Genomic DNA, 18,788 nt, shown 5'->3' with positions numbered 1-18,788 from the left:
ATTTTGAATAATAACAACAGGCAAGCAATGAAAAAGTTACATGATAATACTAATTGTATACACGGCCCAAATCATGCAAATGATCCACATGGTGCCTTAACTGCACCTCTGTACCAAACCTCGACATTTAAATTTGAGAATGCAGCACAGGGCGCAGCAAGATTTGCAGGAGAGGAAGCGGGTTATATTTATACGCGCCTTGGTAATCCAACAACGCGAGAGCTTGAAGAAAAGGTCGCCCAGTTAGAAGAAATGGAAGATGCGGCGGCAACCGCTACGGGGATGGGGGCCGTGTCTGCATCGGTACTAAGCTTTTTACAGCAAGGTGACCACCTAATCGCCTCTAGTGCGTTATACGGTTGTAGCTTTGCTTTATTTGCTCACATGCTTCCTAAATTTGGCATTGAGGTCAGTTTTGTCGATATGACGGATGAAGCAGCACTGAAAAATGCCATTCAGCCAAATAGTAAAATGTTATTTGCAGAAACACCGATCAATCCAAATATGACAGTATTGGATTTATCTATGCTGGGCCAGTTTGCTAAAAGGCATAATTTAATAAGCGTAGTTGATAATACTTTTATGACGCCACTGCTGCAAAAGCCAAAGCGTTATGGCATTGATATTGTGATCCACAGCGCCACTAAATACTTAAACGGTCATGGTGATGTGGTGGCAGGAATAGTATGTGGCAGTAAAGAACATATTGAAACCATCAAGCTGACCGTATTGAAGGACATTGGTGCGACGATCAGCCCGCATGATGCTTGGCTGATTAATCGCGGTTTGAAAACGCTGCATGTTCGCATTGAGCGTCACTGTCAAAGTGCCCAAAAAGTCGCTGAATTCTTAGAGGGCCATGCAAAAGTAGAAAAGGTGTACTACCCGGGACTTGAATCTCATCCTGGACATAAATACCTGGGCGAGCAAATGCAAGGTGCAGGTGGTGTCATTGCTTTTGAAATCAAAGGCACTTTGGCGGATGGCGAGGCCTTTATCAATGCGACTTCGCTGTGCACCTTAGCGGTTAGTCTGGGTGACCCTGAAACTTTAATACAGCACCCAGCATCGATGACGCATTCACCTTATACACAAGAAGAGCGCTTATCCGCTGGGATCTCTGACGGGCTCATTCGTATTTCTGTCGGTCTCGAAGCGGTGGAAGATATCATATTGGACCTAAAAAGTGCATTTAAGTGTATCTAAATATTTACACTAAAATTCCCTGAAAGGCTATTTAAATATGGTGTGTATTATTTGGTGTTCAAAAGTGTAATTAAAGATTTACGTTTTTAGGGTTCTTCAGGTAGGCCATTTTAGGTCTACCTATTAATATTTTGCTCACTTTTACATAGTATCGAGATAACAGGTTTGAACGCTCCACCACCAGAAGTGGAGATCAAGATAAAGAAGGTTACTATGGCTAAATCTAGTAAATACACTTCCAAGCAGCCTAATGAGCAAGGCATCATTGAGTGGAGTGAAGAAGAAAATAAAATTTGGTCTGAGCTGGTTGCAAGACAGCTTAAATGTATCGAAGGCAAGGCATGTGATGAATACATGGAAGGTCTGAAGAAGATCAACCTACCTCACGATCGTATTCCTCAACTGCACGAAATTAACGCTGTACTTGAAAGAGAGACTGGATGGCAAGTTGCACCAGTACCTGCATTAATCGATTTTGATGAGTTTTTTAGATTACTTGCCAACAAGCAATTCCCAGTAGCCACGTTTATTCGATCTCGTGAAGAATTTGACTACCTTCAAGAGCCTGATATTTTTCATGAAATATTTGGCCACTGTGCCATGTTAACAAACCCAGCATTTGCTGAGTTTACACATAAATATGGTCAACTAGGTTACGCAGCAGAGAAAAAAGACCGTGTATATCTTGCGCGTTTATACTGGTTCACAGTTGAGTTTGGCCTAATGCAGACTGATAACGGTTTGCGTATTTACGGCGGCGGTATTTTATCTAGCCCAGGTGAAACTCAATACGTGTATTCAGATACACCAGAGATTAACAAACTTGAAGTTTTAGATGTACTGCGTACACCATATCGTATTGATATCATGCAGCCTTTGTACTACACCATTAATTCGATAGATGATCTGTTTGATATTTCTCAAATGGATATCATGGCATTAGTAGAAAAGGCAAAAGAATTAGGGCTGTTTGAGCCAAAATTTCCACCTAAAAACAAATTAGCAAGTTAAGGAACCACCCATGTCTGATTTAAGTGCACAAAAATGTGAAGCGTGTCGTGCGGATGCGCCAAAAGTGTCAGATGAAGAGTTAGCAGTATTAATTAAGCAGATCCCTGATTGGGTACCTGAAGTACGTGATGGTATCATGCAATTAGAAAGAGTTTATAAGTTCAAGAACTTCAAACAAGCACTTGAGTTTACAAATAAAGTGGGTGATATGGCTGAAGATGAAGGTCACCACCCAGGTTTGTTAACTGAGTGGGGTAAAGTGACTGTGACTTGGTGGAGCCATTCAATTAAAGGTCTTCACAAAAATGACTTTATTTGTGCATCAAAAACTGACGAAGTTTTCGCAGCACTATAAGAGTTTATTTCGGAATGTTAAGGGCGCCATGTGCGCCTTTTTTATTGCACAAAGAAAACAGAAGGCAATCTGTTTCCTTTGTTGTTTATAAGCTTGAAGAAGCGGTTATTTCAGCGTCACGGTTTAGATTTGTGAGTTCATCGATAAGATCAAGTACCTCTGGTTCGACATAGTCAAACCCTTTATCTTGTTTCAATGCGGTTTCAATGGTCTCAGCCAGTGTTTTTAGTTTAGGTACTCCTGTATAGCAACAGGCACCATGGAATTTGTGCACAATTTTTAATAGCTGTTCTGGGTCTTCTTGTTCACTGGCTTCGTTTAAATGGTCTATGGTCTCAGGTACGCTTTGCAGCAACATATTTAACATTTCAAGTGCTAAATGGGGTTTGTTACCAGAGCGCTGCAGTGCGAGATTCCAATCAAGCAAATGACTTTCAAAAGGGGCCACACTGCTGACCATTTGTTCTTCCTTTTGCTCTCGCTCTAGGGGGGAGGTTGCACTGTGGTCACAAATGATCTGTTTCAACATATCTTCATCGATGGGTTTTGTCATATAGCCGCTAAACCCATCTTTGACTAACTGCTCTTTTTCTCCTGCCAGTGCATGCGCAGTCACAGCAATGATAGGTGTATCATCATTCATAGATGACTCTTTGATGCTTTTACACGCGGTTATGCCATCCATAATTGGCATTTGGATATCCATAAATATCAAATCATATTTATGTGTTTTGCACAGCCCGACAGCCTGCGCACCATTGTGTGCCGTTTCAATGGTTTCAACTTGCTCTTCTAATAGGGTATATAGCAGCTTTAAGTTGGCATCATTATCATCTGCAATGAGTACTTTTAATGGTAAATGAGTAGCAGTGTTCGTTTCTATTGACAGATCCGGGTGGTCTAAACGATAAGGCGCTGCGAGCATTTCACATAACTTTCTGTGATGCAGAGGTTTACTGATGCAGGCGTCAGCGCCACTGCCAATCAAAGACTCACGCATGTTGTGCGAAATGGTATTGACCATCAGATATAAATAATCTGCTTTTTCTCGTGCTCGATTGATATAGTTTTTAACGGTTTGCATATCGTCGACGGTAGCCATATTACCAACGAGACAAATATCATAGCTAAACTCTTGCTCAAGCGCTGTAAAGAAAGCTTCATCGCTATCACACACTGTCACTTGCATATGCCAGCTTTCAATTTGCGCGATGACAGCATTTCGCGTGTGTTCTTGCGGTTCAAAATACAAAACACGTTTGTTTTCTAAAGGTCGACATGGCAAATCATCATTAAATAAACGGCTTGGCAGATTAAAAATAGCATTAAATGTGAAGCATGAGCCGTTACCTAACGCTGAGTTTAATGTGATCCTGCCTTGCATGACTTCAACGATATGCTTAGTAATGATTAGGCCAAGGCCCGTACCGCCAAACTTACGGGTGATACTGGTGTCTGCTTGTGCGAAAGGCGTAAATAGGGTGTCTTGCTTTTCTTGCGCGATACCGAGGCCAGTATCACTGACTGAAACGAGTAAAGAAGTTTGTGAGTCTCCTTTTAACCGGTGGCTGATATCAACTTTAACTGAGCCCTTTTCAGTAAACTTAATTGCATTACTGATTAAATTAATGAGTACCTGTTTAAAGCGAGTGGGATCACCGACTAGGTTGTCAGGTACTTGGCGGTTGACGGCAATTGATAATTCTAGTTGTTTCTCATAAGCGCTTGGTGCTAGCAATGTCATCACTTCATTAACTGCATCGCGCAGTTGGAATTGAATGTTTTCCAGCTCCATCGCGCCGGCTTCAAGCTTAGAGAAATCTAAAATATCACTGATGATAGTAAGTAAACTGTTTGCAGAGAGCTCGATGGTATCCAGATAATCTTTTTGATGTTTGTTAAGCGGTGTTTTATAAAGCTGCCTTGTAAAACCAATTACGCCGTTAAGCGGAGTTCTGAGTTCATGACTCATTTTTGCCAAGAAGTCTGACTTAACACGGTTAGCAACTTGTGCTTCTTTTTTAGCGATATTGAGCTGAATATTTTGCGTTTCATATTGCTCTAAGGTTTCTCGGTAGTCACTGGTGGCTTGATCAATATGCTTTTGCATTTCATCTCTTTGTCCGACCATTTTTTCACTGATGGTGACAAGGCCTTGTCGCATCATGTCAAACTCGCCTTGCATTTGCTCACTGACCCCGATATCCGTTTTACCTTCAATAAGCTTGTCAGTTGCGAGTTGCAATTGAGAGAGCGGTGTGGAGAACATGCGACTTAAGCGAGTGGACAAAAATACGCTTAAAAATAATGCCGCAAGAATGATTGTGCCACTGAGTAATAAAGCTTTTTGTTGCCCAATAATGGCTTGGTCTTGGCTGATTTCAACCATTAATACCGCGATTGTTTTTGCATGGGCATCTTGCCAAGTTTCACCGGTGCCATAGTACTTAACTGGCGCAAAAATCACATAGTTGTTACGTAATTTTTGGGCTTCCGTGGCATGCAGTGCTGCAACATTTCCTCGATAGTGCAAATCATTAAATTCACTATGATAGTTACTGGTCATGATGAGCTGATTATGCAAGTCAAATACCGCAATGCTGTTAACGAGCGACGCGTGTTGATTGTGTGCTTTGGTAATGATGCTATGGAGTTTGGCTTTATCTTTAGAGTCCAAGGGCTGTTCTACTGTCATCGCCAGTGAATTGGCAATACTGGTGCCTTGCTGTTTAAGGATTTGTTCAAGCTCTACGTAGCGATTTATAGTAAAATAGCCCCCAAGTATTAAACCGATTAACACCGTCGGGATCAGGGTAAGCAATAAAACGCTATCGCGTAAGCTTAATTTAGACATATTGAGCGATATAAAACTTTGATAATTATGAACTCTAGAGTAGCGAGTTCATAGGTGTTTAGCAATGTATAAGGGGCGGTACATGGCACAAATTTTCCGTGCTAAAAAAACATCTGGCAAAGGTGAGGTGATGGAAGTGGGTATTGACTCACTCGATCATCAAGGGCGAGGTGTAGCAAAATACAAAGGTAAAGTTGGTTTTATTGAAGGCGCTTTGCCTGGTGAGCGAGTTAAAATTAGGGTATCTCAACAAAAAGCGAAACTTTTTGAAGGGGTGGTTGAAAAAGTGCTAACAGCAAGTGAGCAGCGCGTTGATGCATTTTGCCCTCACTATCAGCAATGTGGCGGCTGTTCATTGCAGCATTTAGACAAATCAGCGCAGCTTGGACATAAGCAATTTGCAGTTGAAAAGTTGTTTTCCAAGTTTTCAGGTACTGATGCACTACCATGGGCTAACCCAATTGAAAGTGACGGCAGGCATTATCGTCGAGCTGCCCGCATCGCGACGTATTTTGATAAAAAAGAAAAAGTACTCAAGCTTGGCTTTCGAGCAGCAAAATCAAAGAAATTGGTCGATGTGCTTGACTGCGGCGTATTAACTCAGGTGTACCAGTCCGTTTTTGTTGACCTCAGAGAGATATTGAATAGCCATTCACAGTTACGAAGTGTCAGCCATATTCAATTATGTGAAGCTGATAACGCCCCGTATATTCTTTTACGTCATACCAAAGCGATTGACGATGAAGTTAAGCAAGGCGTACATACTCAGTTTGAGCAAAGAGGGTGGCGAGTCGTTTGGGATGATGGCAATGAAGATCCATATTATTCTGCCTTACCTGAGTATCAAGTTGGTGGCACGGAGTTTCAGTTTAGACTGAATAACTTTATTCAAGTGAATGCTGCTGTTAACTCAGCCATGCTAGATCAAGCGCTAAATTGGCTTGAGTTAACAGGACAGGAAAAGGTCCTTGATCTGTTTTGTGGTATTGGTAATTTTTCATTATTGTTCGCAAAACAAGCTAAGCAAGTAATTGGTGTCGAGGGAGTGGCTTCTTCGGTTGCAATGGCGACGCAAAATGCGCACACTAACAACATCGACAATGCACAGTTTTTCCAGTTTGATTTGACGCAAGAAATGGCTTCTGCACAGTGGTTTAGTCAAGAGCTAGACACTTTGGTATTAGATCCTTCTCGTACAGGCGCATACGATGTATTAAAGCAATTGCCATTGGGGCAATTTAATCAAGTGCTCTATGTGTCATGCGATCCCGTTACTTTGGCTCGAGATAGCGCGTTAATCTTGCAGGCTGGATTTACTGTAAGCAAGGTTGCACTGATGGATATGTTCCCACACACCGGACATATTGAAACAATGGCGTTGTTCCAAAGGAGGTAGTCAATAATGGTAGCGACTCGCCAATCTCACCATACCACTTTGCCAGCAGATTTTGACGCGCGATTAGCGTTGTTAAAGCTGTCAGAGGATAAAACCGATCGACTCAGTGAGGCATACGCTTTGTGCCCCGCAGAAACCAATGAAGATCTGTTAGAAAAAGCCATCGAGATGGTTGAGATCTTGGCTGAGCTAAATTTTGACTCAGAATCCCTCGCGGGGGCATTTTTAACCCCTTATTTTATTGCTCAGCAACTTGATATTGAAGCGGTTGAAAAAGCGCTTGGCGAAAACATCGCTCTGTTGCTTAAGGGCGTTGAGCAAATGGCGTCAATCAGCACCTTGGCTCATCAGAGCAAAGGCAATGTCCAAATTGATAAAATTCGTCGCATGCTATTGGCGATGGTAGAAGATGTGCGCGCGGTGGTGATCAAGCTTGCGGAGCAGATCTGCTATCTCCGAAGTGTGAAAGACGCGTCTGAAGAAGAGCGTGTAGTTGCAGCAAAAACAACCGCCAATATTTTTGCCCCGCTGGCGAATCGCCTGGGTATTGGCCAACTAAAGTGGGAGCTTGAAGATCTCTCGTTTCGTTATTTACATCCTGACAGCTATAAAACCATTGCTAAAAAGCTGGCTGATAAACGCCTTGCGCGAGAAGCGTATATGAGTGACATGGTCTCAGCTGTGCAGCAAAAGCTGGCTGATGCCAATGTAAAAGCTGAGGTGTATGGTCGTCCAAAGCACATCTTTAGCATTTATAAAAAGATGTCGCAAAAAAATTATGAGTTCGAACAGTTATTTGATATCCGCGCTATGCGTATCGTGGTTGACCAATTGCAGGACTGTTACGCCGCTCTTGGTATTGTGCATACAAACTGGCGTCATCTGAATAAAGAGTTCGATGATTATGTCGCTACGCCTAAGCCCAATGGCTATCAGTCTATTCACACTGTTGTATTTGGACCTGAAGGCAAGACAGTCGAAATCCAGATCCGTACTCATGATATGCATAAAGATGCTGAGATGGGGGTCGCGGCACACTGGATGTATAAAGAAGGTGCACTGCCTGGGCGCGGCTCGGGTTATGAGCAAAAAATTAGTTGGTTGAGAAAACTACTGCAATGGCAAGAAGAAGTGGTTGATGGTAGTGAGTTTGCCGAGGAACTTAAAAACCAAGTCGTGGAAGACCGCGTGTATGTATTTACACCGCGGGGAGATATTTTTGATTTGCCACTGGGCTCAACACCGCTGGACTTTGCTTATTATATTCACTCAAATGTCGGACATCGCTGCATTGGTGCTAAGGTGTTTGGCAAAATTGTCCCGTTTACGTATAAGCTGTCGACAGGCGATCAAATAGAGATCTTAACGCAAAAAAATCCATCACCCAGCCGTGATTGGCTTAATCCATCTTTGGGTTATATATACTCTTCTCGGGCACGCAGTAAAATCCACCACTGGTTTAAACAGCAAGACAGAGATAAAAATCTGCAAGCGGGGAAGGAGATCCTTGATAGTCACTTACAAAAGCTGGATATCAGTTATAAAGAATTAGAGCCAGCTATTGAGCGCTTTAACTTTAGAGAGCTAGATGATTTGATGGTGGCGATTGGTGCGGGCGATGTGCGTATCAATCAGTTCTTAAACTTTATACAAGATAAGCCTGAGGTTGAGCCTAAATTAAAGCTCAGCACACGTAAAAAACATAAAGGTGATAAAAACGGGATTGTTGTTGAAGGTGTGGGCAGCTTGCTGAGCCATGTTGCTAAATGTTGTCAGCCTGTACCGGGTGATGAGATAGTGGGCTACATTACGCAAGGCCGAGGTATCGCGGTACACCGTGCTGATTGTGACTCATTTGCACATATTACGCAGCAGCATCCGGAGCGAGAAATTGCCGTGAGTTGGTCTGAAGATGTGCAATCATTTTATGAGATAACCATTCGCATCGAAGCCAATGACAGGCAGGGCCTTATTCGTGATATCAGTGCCATTTTAGCGAATGAAAAAGTCAATGTGCTCAATATGAATGTGCAAACACAGCATGAAAAAGGGGTTGCCATTTTTACAATGAAAATTGAAGTGGGTGATTTATCTGCGACGAATCGCTTACTGACTAAATTGCTGCAAACCGAAGGTGTGTTTGAAGCCAAGCGACAACATTGAGAATAAATAATGAGTGACAATATACATCGATTGCTAGAGGTTATGGCCACGCTTCGCGACCCACAAAAAGGGTGTGATTGGGATAAGCAGCAAGACTTTAGCTCTATTGTGCCTCATACGCTTGAAGAGGCGCATGAAGTAGCGGATGCCATTGAGCAGCAAGATTATGTAGCGCTTAAAGATGAACTGGGAGACTTGCTATTTCAAGTGATCTTCTATGCTCAGCTAGGTAAAGAAGCAGGGTTATTTGATTTTGAGTCCATTGTCACTGGACTCAATGACAAACTGGTTAGGCGTCATCCCCATGTCTTCGATAAAAAAGCGTCATTGACTGAGCAGGAGCTGGATGCACAGTGGGAAGCGATTAAACAGGCAGAGCGTAAAGAAAAACTCGAATTTGGAGCAGATGTGCTGCAAGGTCTGCCGGCACTCACTCGTGCTAAAAAAATTCAAAAGCGTGCGGCGTCATTAGGGTTTGATTGGCCAGACTATCAAGGTGCGTTAGACAAGGTTGAAGAAGAGGTCGATGAAGTGAAAGAAGCCTTAGCGCATGATCCCTATTCTGAGCACAGCGCAGAAGAGCTAGGTGATCTATTGTTTGCAACAGTGAATGTCATTCGTCATACGAAACGCGACCCTGAACAACTGTTACGCCAAGCAACACGAAAATTTAGCAATCGCTTTGTACAAATTGAAGGGGTTTTGGCAAAGCAAAACTTAACCTTAGAAGAGGCAAGCCTTGCACAAATGGATGAGGCTTGGGAGCAGATAAAAAAGCGTGCAAAGTAAATCCGCTGCTTGAGTAGACAATTTGTGCTGGATTGCTAATCACGTTTTTGCTATACTATCGCCCCGTCTTGATTCTTATTTAAATTCCATTTTCCTTGATATTCTAGGGTTCGCATGAGTACAAAATTTATCTTCGTAACGGGCGGAGTTGTTTCCTCCTTGGGTAAAGGTATTGCAGCTGCATCATTAGCTGCGATTTTAGAGGCACGTGGCCTTAACGTGACTATTCTTAAGCTGGATCCTTATATCAATGTTGACCCGGGCACAATGAGCCCAATTCAGCATGGTGAAGTTTTCGTGACCGAAGACGGGGCGGAAACTGACCTAGACCTTGGTCACTATGAGCGTTTTATTCGCACCAAAATGACAAGCCGTAATAACTTTACGCAAGGTCGTGTATTTGAAGACGTGTTACGTCGTGAGCGTAAAGGTGAATACCTAGGCGCAACAATCCAAGTTATTCCTCATATCACCAATGACATTAAGCGTCGCGTTGTTGAAGGCGCTGAAGGCTACGATATTGCAATCGTAGAGATCGGTGGTACGGTTGGTGATATTGAATCACAGCCATTCCTTGAAGCTATTCGTCAGTTAGGCACAGAGCTTGGTCGTGAGCACGCTTTGTTTATGCACCTAACATTAGTACCTTTCCTTGGTGCTGCAGGTGAAGTGAAAACTAAACCGACTCAGCATTCAGTTAAAGAATTACGTTCAATCGGTATCCAGCCTGATATCCTTGTTTGTCGTTCAAACTGTAAGCTGCCTGCAAATGAAAGAGCAAAAATTGCACTTTTCACTAACGTAGAAGAAAAAGCGGTTATCTCTCTACAAGATGTAGATAGCATCTATAAGATCCCTGCATTATTAAAATCACAAGAGCTAGATAACCTAGTTTGTCGCCGTTTCTACCTAGAGTGCCCTGAAGCAGATTTATCTGAGTGGGAGCAGGTATTGTATCAAGAGTCTAACCCTACGGGTGAAGTGACGATTGGTATGGTTGGTAAGTACATTGAACTGCCTGATGCATACAAGTCAGTCAACGAAGCGTTAAAGCATGCAGGTTTGAAAAACCGTGTAACGGTAAATATCGAATACGTTGATTCTCAAGATATCGAAAGCAAAGGCACAGAGCTTCTTGATCACCTAGATGCGATCCTAGTCCCTGGTGGGTTTGGTAACCGTGGTGTTGAAGGCAAGATCCTAGCTGCTAAATATGCGCGTGAAAACAAAGTGCCATATTTAGGCATTTGTTTGGGTATGCAAGTTGCGCTTATTGAGTATGCACGTAATGTTGCAGGTCTTGAAAACGCAAACTCAACAGAGTTTGATGCGAATACACCTAATCCAGTTGTTGGTCTGATCACAGAGTGGCTTGATGCTGACGGTAATGTTGAAACACGTACCGAGCAGTCTGATTTAGGCGGCACAATGCGTCTAGGTGCGCAGCTTTGTCACTTAGCTGAAGGTTCAAAGGTTCGTGAAGTATACGGCAATGCAGAAATTACCGAGCGTCACCGTCACCGCTACGAAGTGAACAACAACTTTGTTGAGAAACTAGAGCAAGCTGGTTTGGCATTCACTGGCTTATCTGAAGATAAAAAGCTGGTGGAGATCATTGAGAACAAGGATCATCCTTGGTTTATTGCGGCTCAATTCCACCCTGAGTTTACCTCTACCCCGCGTGATGGACATCCATTATTTGAAGGGTTTGTTGGTGCAGCATTCAGCTACCAAAAAGAAAACTCATAAAAGAAAAGCCGTGCACGAGTGCACGGCTTTTTTGTTTTAATACCTATGGTATTGCTATGTGACTGAAACACACTAATACGGTTGCATAGCAATGCGAATTAAGCAGAAATAAAAACACTCACCACTTTGGGAAAAGAGGAATCAAGATGTCAAAAATCGTAAAAGTGATTGGCCGTGAAGTTATGGACTCACGTGGTAACCCAACCGTTGAAGCCGATGTTCATTTAGACTCGGGTGCTTGGGGCCGCGCATGTGCACCGTCAGGTGCGTCAACAGGAACTCGCGAAGCACTTGAATTACGTGATGGTGATAAGTCTCGTTACTTGGGTAAAGGTGTACTAACCGCAGTAAACTTCGTAAATAAAGAAATTGCACAAGCGCTAGAGGGCCAAAATGCACTAGAGCAACGTGCAGTTGACCAAATTATGCTTGACCTAGATGGTACAGAAAATAAAGAAAAGCTAGGTGCAAACGCAATTTTAGCAGTATCGCTTGCAACAGCTAAAGCGGCTGCGCAAGAGAAAGGCGTTGCTTTATATGAGCACATTGCAGACATTAACGGTACTGCAGGTCAATTCTCTATGCCAGTACCTATGATGAACATCATCAATGGTGGTGAGCATGCTGACAACAATGTTGATATTCAAGAGTTCATGGTTCAGCCAGTGGGCGCATCAAGCTTCCGTGAAGCGCTACGTATGGGTGCAGAGATTTTCCACAGCTTGAAAAAAGTACTGAGCGCACGTGGCTTAAACACTGCCGTAGGTGATGAAGGTGGTTTCGCACCGGATCTTAAGTCAAATGAAGAAGCACTAGAAGTTATCGTAGAAGCGGTTGCAGCAGCCGGCTACGAAATGAACAAAGATGTAACGCTTGCTCTAGATTGTGCGTCTTCAGAGTTCTATAAAGATGGCAAGTATGACCTAAGTGGTGAAGGTAAAGCATTCGATTCAGAAGGCTTTGCAGACTTCTTAGCAGATCTTGCTGCACGTTATCCTATCGTATCTATCGAAGATGGTTTAGATGAAAGCGATTGGGATGGTTGGAAAATCTTAACGGATAAGATTGGCGACAAAGTACAGCTAGTAGGCGACGATTTATTCGTAACTAACACGAAAATCTTAAAGCGTGGTATCGATGAGCAAATCGGTAACTCTATTTTGATCAAGTTCAACCAAATCGGTTCTCTTTCAGAGACGCTTGATGCGATTAAGATGGCACAAGATGCTGGTTTCACCGCTGTTATCTCTCACCGTTCAGGTGAAACTGAAGATGCAACAATCGCAGATCTAGCTGTAGGTACTGCTGCGGGTCAAATCAAAACAGGTTCACTATGTCGTTCAGATCGTGTAGCTAAGTACAACCAGCTACTACGTATTGAAGAAGCACTAGGTGATAAGGCTGTTTACAAAGGTCGTTCAGAGATTAAAGGTCAGTAATCGACTTTTATTTGAATTTAAAAAGCCATGCAATTGCATGGCTTTTTTTATGCTTGCTTAATTACGAAAATTAATGACTAAAATGCTGTGCCAGTATGTTTTGGGTAAATTGCGTTTTTAAATAAAACCCTCTGGGCAGTGTTTTGACTAATCCGCCTTGTGGGCCAATAGCATCAGTCAACGCTTTACTGTTGGCTGCTTTTGGTCGGATCTGCATGACTTCTCCAAGGTGGCCTGATATCTCATCTACCCGACCGAGTGCAATTAATTCAATTTGCTCTTCCCAGTCACGTTGCAGCTGCGCTTCTTGCGCTGCGTTTGGCTGCCATAAAAAGCCGCTGCCCACCGTTCTGTCTACGGGGGCGATATCACGTTCCGCTAATATTGGTAACCATAGCACGTGGTTTAGCTTTTTTTTCACACTTGAGTTCTGCCAAGTAAGCCCGGTTAGGTTCGTTAGCGGCACGACTGATACATAGGTGGTTTCTAATGGTTTTCCAGCATAACTGAGAGGGAGTGTTTTGAGCTCTACACCGATATGTTCAAAGTCTGGGACTGGCTTTGAGCCAGCACTGGCACCTAAAACATATTCAATCAGCTGACCTGGCCAGCCCTTTTCTCTGAGTAAATCATCAGGGCTTTTAAAGTGGTATTGAGCAGCAAGCTCTCCCAGTGTTAACCCTGCGATAGCCTCAACGCGGAGCAGTAATTCAGCAATGCTTGTTGGGGGAGAGGGTCGAAGCATATTTAGGATCTTTTAGTAGTTTTGATGTTGAGATTTTATCAGAATTTATCGGAGCTGTGGATTAACTTGGGTTGAGTGTTTTTTGTACTGTTGTATGTTGTTGCTATTTTATCCAGTAAAAAAAGCGCTGTGAATACTTTAATGCTTTGATATATATATGTTTTATGTGTTTTTATATGGTTTGGTGCATCACCTTTTTGGTAATAAATTGGATAAATACAGATATATAAACAATATTATCCACAGTTTCTGTGGAGAAGTTGGCTTTTTGGTACTGGATTTGTGGATTTGTTTGTAAAATCGACTTATTTACTCTGACTTATGCACAAGCTGTGAGTAACTTGAGTAAAAGCAGGAATAATATTTGCTGATGCCATCGAGATATGGAACAATCAAATAAAATAGACATAAGAATGAGGCGCTAAGGTGATTGATGCCGAAGGATTTCGTGCCAATGTGGGAATTGTCATATGTAACAACCAAGGGCAAGTTTTTTGGGCAAGGCGCTACGGTCAGCACTCATGGCAGTTTCCCCAAGGGGGCGTGGATGAAGGTGAAACCCCTGAACAAACCATGTATAGAGAGCTTCATGAAGAAGTAGGGCTTAGGCCTGAGGACGTTGAAATTGTCGCGAGCTCAAAGCATTGGTTGAGATATAAGCTACCTAAGAGGTTGATCCGCAAAGACTCAAGCCCAGTTTGCATTGGTCAAAAGCAAAAGTGGTTTCTTCTCAAGTTAAGATGCAAAGATGAAGAGGTAGATCTACTCAGAACGCATCATCCTGAGTTTGATGATTGGCGTTGGGTGAGTTATTGGTATCCAGTACGTCAAGTTGTTTCGTTTAAAAGAGATGTTTATCGTCGAGTGATGAAGGAGTTTGCACCTTTTGCTATGCCTTTTAACCGAAAAGAACATAATCATAAAGACCATTGGCGCAAACGGTAAATAGGGTGTCAAAATGCTAGCAACGTTAAGGTCAATAGCTCAATCAGTCTCTCAGCAAGACAATTTAAGTGACGCTCTAAACCTTTTCGTTGCAATGGTCAAAAAAGCAATGCAAACAGACTGCTGCTCTATTTATTTTGCAGATTACAGTCAGGATAATTTTGTTCTAATGGCCAGCGATGGTCTTAATCCTGATGCGGTGGGGCAATTTCGTATTGGTTTTACGGAAGGCTTAGTTGGCCTGGTTGCACAGCGCGAAGAAACGATTAACATTGCCCAAGCGCAAATTCATCCTCGCTTTAAGCATTCACCTGAAGTGAAAGAAGAAGGGTACAATGCCTTTTTGTCAGTGCCAGTGGTCCACCAGCGTAAGGTTTTAGGTGTCATTGTTGTCCAACAAAAAAGTACCCGAGAATTTAGTAACGACGAAGAGTCTTTTCTGATCACTTTGTCTGCGCAGCTCGCTTCACAACTCGCTCACGTTGAGCTGCAAACATTACTTAAACAAGATGCCAATAATCATAAAACATCGGTATTAAAAGGTGTCGCAAGTACGCCTGGCATTGCATTGGGTAAAGCTTATGTGGTGCTTCCTAAACTTGACTTCTCAAGTATTGAATCTTCTCAGAGTGATAATCTCTCGGAGCAAAAAAAGCTGTTTAAGCAGGCTGTTGAGGCAACGCGTCATGAATTCCATGTGTTAGCTAATCGACTCTCTTTAACGTTACCCAAAGAAGCGTTAGCGGTATTTGAAGTTTATCAACAGCTGTTAGATGCGCGTAGCCTAGGCCAACAAGTAACAAAGGAAATGGAACTTGGGTGGGATGCTAAATCGGCACTGAAACATGTGATAGAAGATTTAGTCACACAGTTTGAAGCAATGCAGGATCCTTATATCAAAGAGCGCGCCGTAGACGTAAAAGATTTAGGGCTACGGGTACTTCATCATCTTGTAAGTACTGAATCAGTCTCAAAGTCCTACCATGAGCAGACTATCTTAGTGGCTGAAACTCTGACACCCACGATGTTAGCGCAAGTGCCTAAGGAAAACTTAGTGGGTGTGGTCAGTGTGCACGGCTCAGCGAACTCCCATGCTTCGATTTTGACTCGCGCAATGGGGATCCCTGCAATTTGGGGTATCGAAAATCTACCGCTCTTACAATTTGAAGATAAACACATCATTCTGGATGCTTATGCGGGCAAGGTCTATATCTCCCCATCTAAAGTGTTGAAAAAAGAGTATGAGGCGCTGCGGCAAAAAGAGAGTCAGTTACATGATAAGTTTGATGCTGAGCATGACTTACCTCCCGTTACTCTGGACGGTGAACGGATCAGCTTATTGCTAAATGCAGGCCTTGATCTGTCTACAGAGCATGTCAGCGCTAAATTTAGTGATGGTGTAGGTCTATATCGTACAGAGTCTTGGTTTATGCAACGCGGACAGTTTCCATCTCAGGCTGAGCAGGAGCAATGTTATAGAGAGGTACTGTCATCATATCACCCTGAACCTGTTGTGATGAGAACACTGGATATTGGGGGGGATAAAGTTTTAGATTACTTTGATATTGAAGAAGAGAATCCATTTTTAGGTTGGCGTGGCGTTCGTATTACTTTAGACCATCCTGAACTTTTTCTTGATCAATTAAAAGCCATGATTAAGGCAAATGCTGGTTTAGGTAACTTACGGATCATGTTGCCGATGATCAGCCACACGGAAGAGGTTGATGAAGCGTTAGCGCTGTTGGAGCAAGCCTACTTTGAGCTGCAAGAAGAGTGGGCAGATCAGTTTTATCAAATAGACAAACCTGAAGTCGGGGTCATGATTGAGGTCCCATCCAGTATATTTTTGTTGCCTGAGTGGGCCAATAAAGTCGACTTTTGCTCTGTCGGAAGTAATGACCTCACCCAATACTTACTGGCGGTAGATAGAGCGAATTCGCGGGTGGCTAAATTATTTGAGCCTTATCATCCCAGCGTGTTGAGAGCGTTAAATAGTATTGCAAAAGAGTGCCAAGCATTAGAGTTACCATTTAGCTTGTGCGGCGAGCTGGGCTCTGAACCTGAAGGGGTTATTTTGCTCATCGCGATGGGGTATCGCAAGTTGAGTATGAATGTATCAGCATTAAACAAAGTTAAATGGGTTCTTAGACGATTGAAAGTAATGGATATGGAGGCATTGCTTGAGCAATGCTTGCAAGCATCCAGTGCAATCCAAGTACACCGCTATTTAAGAGATTTTATTGTTGAGCAAGGCCTAAGCGAAATTATTTATACCCAAAGCGGAACTGATAACCTCTAATTTGTTGTTATAGTTATCCACGTTCAGACTATAACTTATTGTGTTACATTCGTTTATTTATTGCTAATAGCTGCCTATCGGTAAGCTCAACTCAATACCCTCTCATAACACTCAAATATTTAATTGAAGTGACCACTTACATACCATTTTCCCGCACTGCTTTAAAAGTAAATATGGCACGTGCTATTACCAACCTTTGAGATAGTGATAATCTAAAAGATTTAATTTAAAGGTGGGGTGTGTGGCTTACTATTGTCAAAATGTTCCGTAGTGAAAAGTTAACTTTTAATAAGAGGCTTTTAAGGTATGTTTACTTAACTGATTTATTTGGTATGGTACTGACTTCTTGGCTTTGAACATGACGGAGTGTGAAAGCCACACATAATTGACCAGTAGCAACAATTAAAAAGGTGTTTGTGTTCATCTTGAGTATGTATACAAGCAAAACGTTATTTTATTGAGGGAAAGCGATGGCTTTGCAGTTTCCGGAAATCGATCCGATTATTTTTTCAGTCGGGCCTTTAAGTGTCCGTTGGTACGGCCTTATGTACTTAATAGGCTTTGCATTTGCAATGTGGTGGGCAAATAAAGAAGCGGAAAAACCCAATTCGGGATGGACCAAAGATCAAGTCAGTGATCTGCTTTTTTACGGTATGCTGGGGGTTATTTTAGGTGGCCGCGTTGGTTATGTGTTGTTTTATAATTTCTCTGCCTTTTTATCCGATCCGCTTATGCTGTTTAAAGTATGGGAAGGGGGGATGTCTTTCCATGGTGGAGCATTAGGTGTAATAACTGCAATTTTCATTTTTGCATGGCGCACCAATAAATCCCCTTTGGCTGTGGGAGATTTTGTTGTGCCTATGGTACCTGTCGGGCTGTTAGCCGGTCGAATTGGCAACTTTATAAATGGCGAGCTTTGGGGCCGTCAAACGGATGTGCCATGGGCGTTTATATTCCCGTCAGGTGGAAATGTACCAAGACACCCGTCTCAATTGTATGAAGCTTTATTTGAAGGACTGGTCTTATTTTTGATTTTAGTTTGGTATCGTAAGCAGCCTCGTCCGGCCGGCAGCATCGCAGGTCTGTTCTTGTTGGGTTATGGTACATTTAGGTTTGCGATTGAATACTTCCGTGAACCAGATGCGCATATTGGTTTGTATGCTGGTGTGATTTCTCAAGGTCAAATCTTATCACTGCCTATGATCATAGGTGGTCTTGGTTTGATGGTGTGGGCACACCGACGTGAAGCGACAAAAACAGCATAGCTTAATTGGGTGTTTAGCGAAGAGGCTACTTCGCTAAACACAAACAGCAATTTATTAATGGGCAATTTAGCGTTATAGTAATAGTAATTACGCTAAATGAAGTTGAAACACTTGAATTACTCATCAGCATCAAAGAAAACATACAGTGCCTTGCAGCTTTTGCTCGTTGCTATTGTATTTGTGATGTCTGTGTTTCAGCCGGTTGCGCAAGCAGAGATGATCTGTGATCACGATATGCCAGGGACAAAAGCTGAGATGTCTATGCATTTGTCTAGCCATGATGCCTCTGATAACCACCATCAGCACCGTGATATGAATCATTCGATGCCGTCTCACCATGAGATGGATTGCTGTGAAACCGAGTGTGCATGTCCAACAAGCTTATGTGCGCCATTTTCTCTTTTCATGAGTGAGTCTTCCGTATTTACCACGTTTAAACAGGTAACAGAAAAGCCTTTATCTGCCTATTCTGGTTCACCTAACCAGTTAATAAACACTGTCTATAAGCCCCCCATTCTGGCCTAACTCTAGGGTTATTGTGCCCAAAAAATAGTTTTTTAATATTCAGCCAT

General features: G+C 42.7%; 14 protein-coding genes. 12 read left to right on the top strand and 2 right to left on the bottom strand.

Going from position 1 to position 18,788, the window contains the following annotated elements; all coding sequences use genetic code 11:
• The first annotated feature begins 27 nt into the window (after positions 1–27).
• The 3 genes from AC2CZC_RS02415 (at position 28) to AC2CZC_RS02405 (ending at position 2,572) form a co-directional block, all read left to right on the top strand.
• Positions 28–1,206, top strand: coding sequence for a trans-sulfuration enzyme family protein (locus AC2CZC_RS02415; RefSeq protein WP_484583710.1), 1,179 nt, complete (start codon positions 28–30; stop codon positions 1,204–1,206).
• 213 nt (positions 1,207–1,419) lie between these two features.
• Positions 1,420–2,217 (top strand): phenylalanine 4-monooxygenase, encoded by a 798-nt coding sequence (gene phhA, locus AC2CZC_RS02410; RefSeq protein WP_237135288.1) that lies wholly within the window; start codon positions 1,420–1,422, stop codon positions 2,215–2,217.
• A 10-nt stretch (positions 2,218–2,227) separates the two neighbouring features.
• Positions 2,228–2,572, top strand: a complete 345-nt coding sequence (locus tag AC2CZC_RS02405) for a 4a-hydroxytetrahydrobiopterin dehydratase (RefSeq protein WP_063360383.1) — start codon at positions 2,228–2,230, stop codon at positions 2,570–2,572.
• Between the two features lie 85 nt (positions 2,573–2,657).
• Here the strand turns inward: AC2CZC_RS02405 and barA are convergent, their stop codons facing one another.
• The gene (gene barA / locus AC2CZC_RS02400; protein WP_484583709.1) at positions 2,658–5,426 is read right to left on the bottom strand and encodes a two-component sensor histidine kinase BarA; all 2,769 of its coding nucleotides are present in this window, start codon (positions 5,424–5,426) and stop codon (positions 2,658–2,660) included.
• 82 nt (positions 5,427–5,508) lie between these two features.
• Between barA and rlmD the strand changes: the two genes are divergently transcribed.
• The 5 genes from rlmD (at position 5,509) to eno (ending at position 12,962) form a co-directional block, all read left to right on the top strand.
• Positions 5,509–6,822 carry a 23S rRNA (uracil(1939)-C(5))-methyltransferase RlmD gene (gene rlmD / locus AC2CZC_RS02395; RefSeq protein WP_484583708.1) on the top strand — a complete coding sequence of 438 codons (1,314 nt, stop codon included), beginning with the start codon at positions 5,509–5,511 and terminating at the stop codon, positions 6,820–6,822.
• Positions 6,823–6,828: 6 nt separating this feature from the next.
• A complete protein-coding gene (gene relA, locus AC2CZC_RS02390) occupies positions 6,829–8,985 on the top strand; it encodes a GTP diphosphokinase (protein ID WP_237135291.1) in 2,157 nt (718 codons plus the stop codon).
• Between the two features lie 9 nt (positions 8,986–8,994).
• Positions 8,995–9,774 carry a nucleoside triphosphate pyrophosphohydrolase gene (mazG, locus tag AC2CZC_RS02385; protein WP_484583707.1) on the top strand — a complete coding sequence of 260 codons (780 nt, stop codon included), beginning with the start codon at positions 8,995–8,997 and terminating at the stop codon, positions 9,772–9,774.
• A gap of 114 nt (positions 9,775–9,888) precedes the next feature.
• Positions 9,889–11,523, top strand: coding sequence for a CTP synthase (pyrG, locus tag AC2CZC_RS02380; protein ID WP_039608511.1), 1,635 nt, complete (start codon positions 9,889–9,891; stop codon positions 11,521–11,523).
• 146 nt (positions 11,524–11,669) lie between these two features.
• Positions 11,670–12,962: a phosphopyruvate hydratase gene (gene eno, locus AC2CZC_RS02375; protein ID WP_039608512.1), complete on the top strand. Its 1,293-nt coding sequence runs from the start codon at positions 11,670–11,672 to the stop codon at positions 12,960–12,962.
• Between the two features lie 70 nt (positions 12,963–13,032).
• On the opposite strand, the gene mutH is transcribed toward eno, so the two are convergent.
• Positions 13,033–13,707 carry a DNA mismatch repair endonuclease MutH gene (mutH, locus tag AC2CZC_RS02370; RefSeq protein ID WP_484583706.1) on the bottom strand — a complete coding sequence of 225 codons (675 nt, stop codon included), beginning with the start codon at positions 13,705–13,707 and terminating at the stop codon, positions 13,033–13,035.
• 426 nt (positions 13,708–14,133) lie between these two features.
• On the opposite strand from mutH, the gene rppH reads away from it, so the two are divergent.
• The 4 genes from rppH (at position 14,134) to AC2CZC_RS02350 (ending at position 18,741) form a co-directional block, all read left to right on the top strand.
• Positions 14,134–14,652 carry an RNA pyrophosphohydrolase gene (gene rppH, locus AC2CZC_RS02365; RefSeq protein WP_484583705.1) on the top strand — a complete coding sequence of 173 codons (519 nt, stop codon included), beginning with the start codon at positions 14,134–14,136 and terminating at the stop codon, positions 14,650–14,652.
• A gap of 13 nt (positions 14,653–14,665) precedes the next feature.
• Complete coding sequence (ptsP, locus tag AC2CZC_RS02360) at positions 14,666–16,951, top strand: phosphoenolpyruvate--protein phosphotransferase (RefSeq protein ID WP_484583704.1); 2,286 nt, start codon at positions 14,666–14,668, stop codon at positions 16,949–16,951.
• A 470-nt stretch (positions 16,952–17,421) separates the two neighbouring features.
• Positions 17,422–18,216 (top strand): prolipoprotein diacylglyceryl transferase, encoded by a 795-nt coding sequence (gene lgt / locus AC2CZC_RS02355; RefSeq protein WP_484583703.1) that lies wholly within the window; start codon positions 17,422–17,424, stop codon positions 18,214–18,216.
• Positions 18,217–18,312: 96 nt separating this feature from the next.
• On the top strand, positions 18,313–18,741 hold the full coding sequence (locus AC2CZC_RS02350) for a hypothetical protein (protein WP_484583702.1): 429 nt from the start codon (positions 18,313–18,315) through the stop codon (positions 18,739–18,741).
• Positions 18,742–18,788 lie beyond the last annotated feature (47 nt).

Source organism: Pseudoalteromonas sp. MMG033 (assembly GCF_057197785.1).
This window is presented reverse-complemented; position numbering and strand designations above follow the sequence as displayed.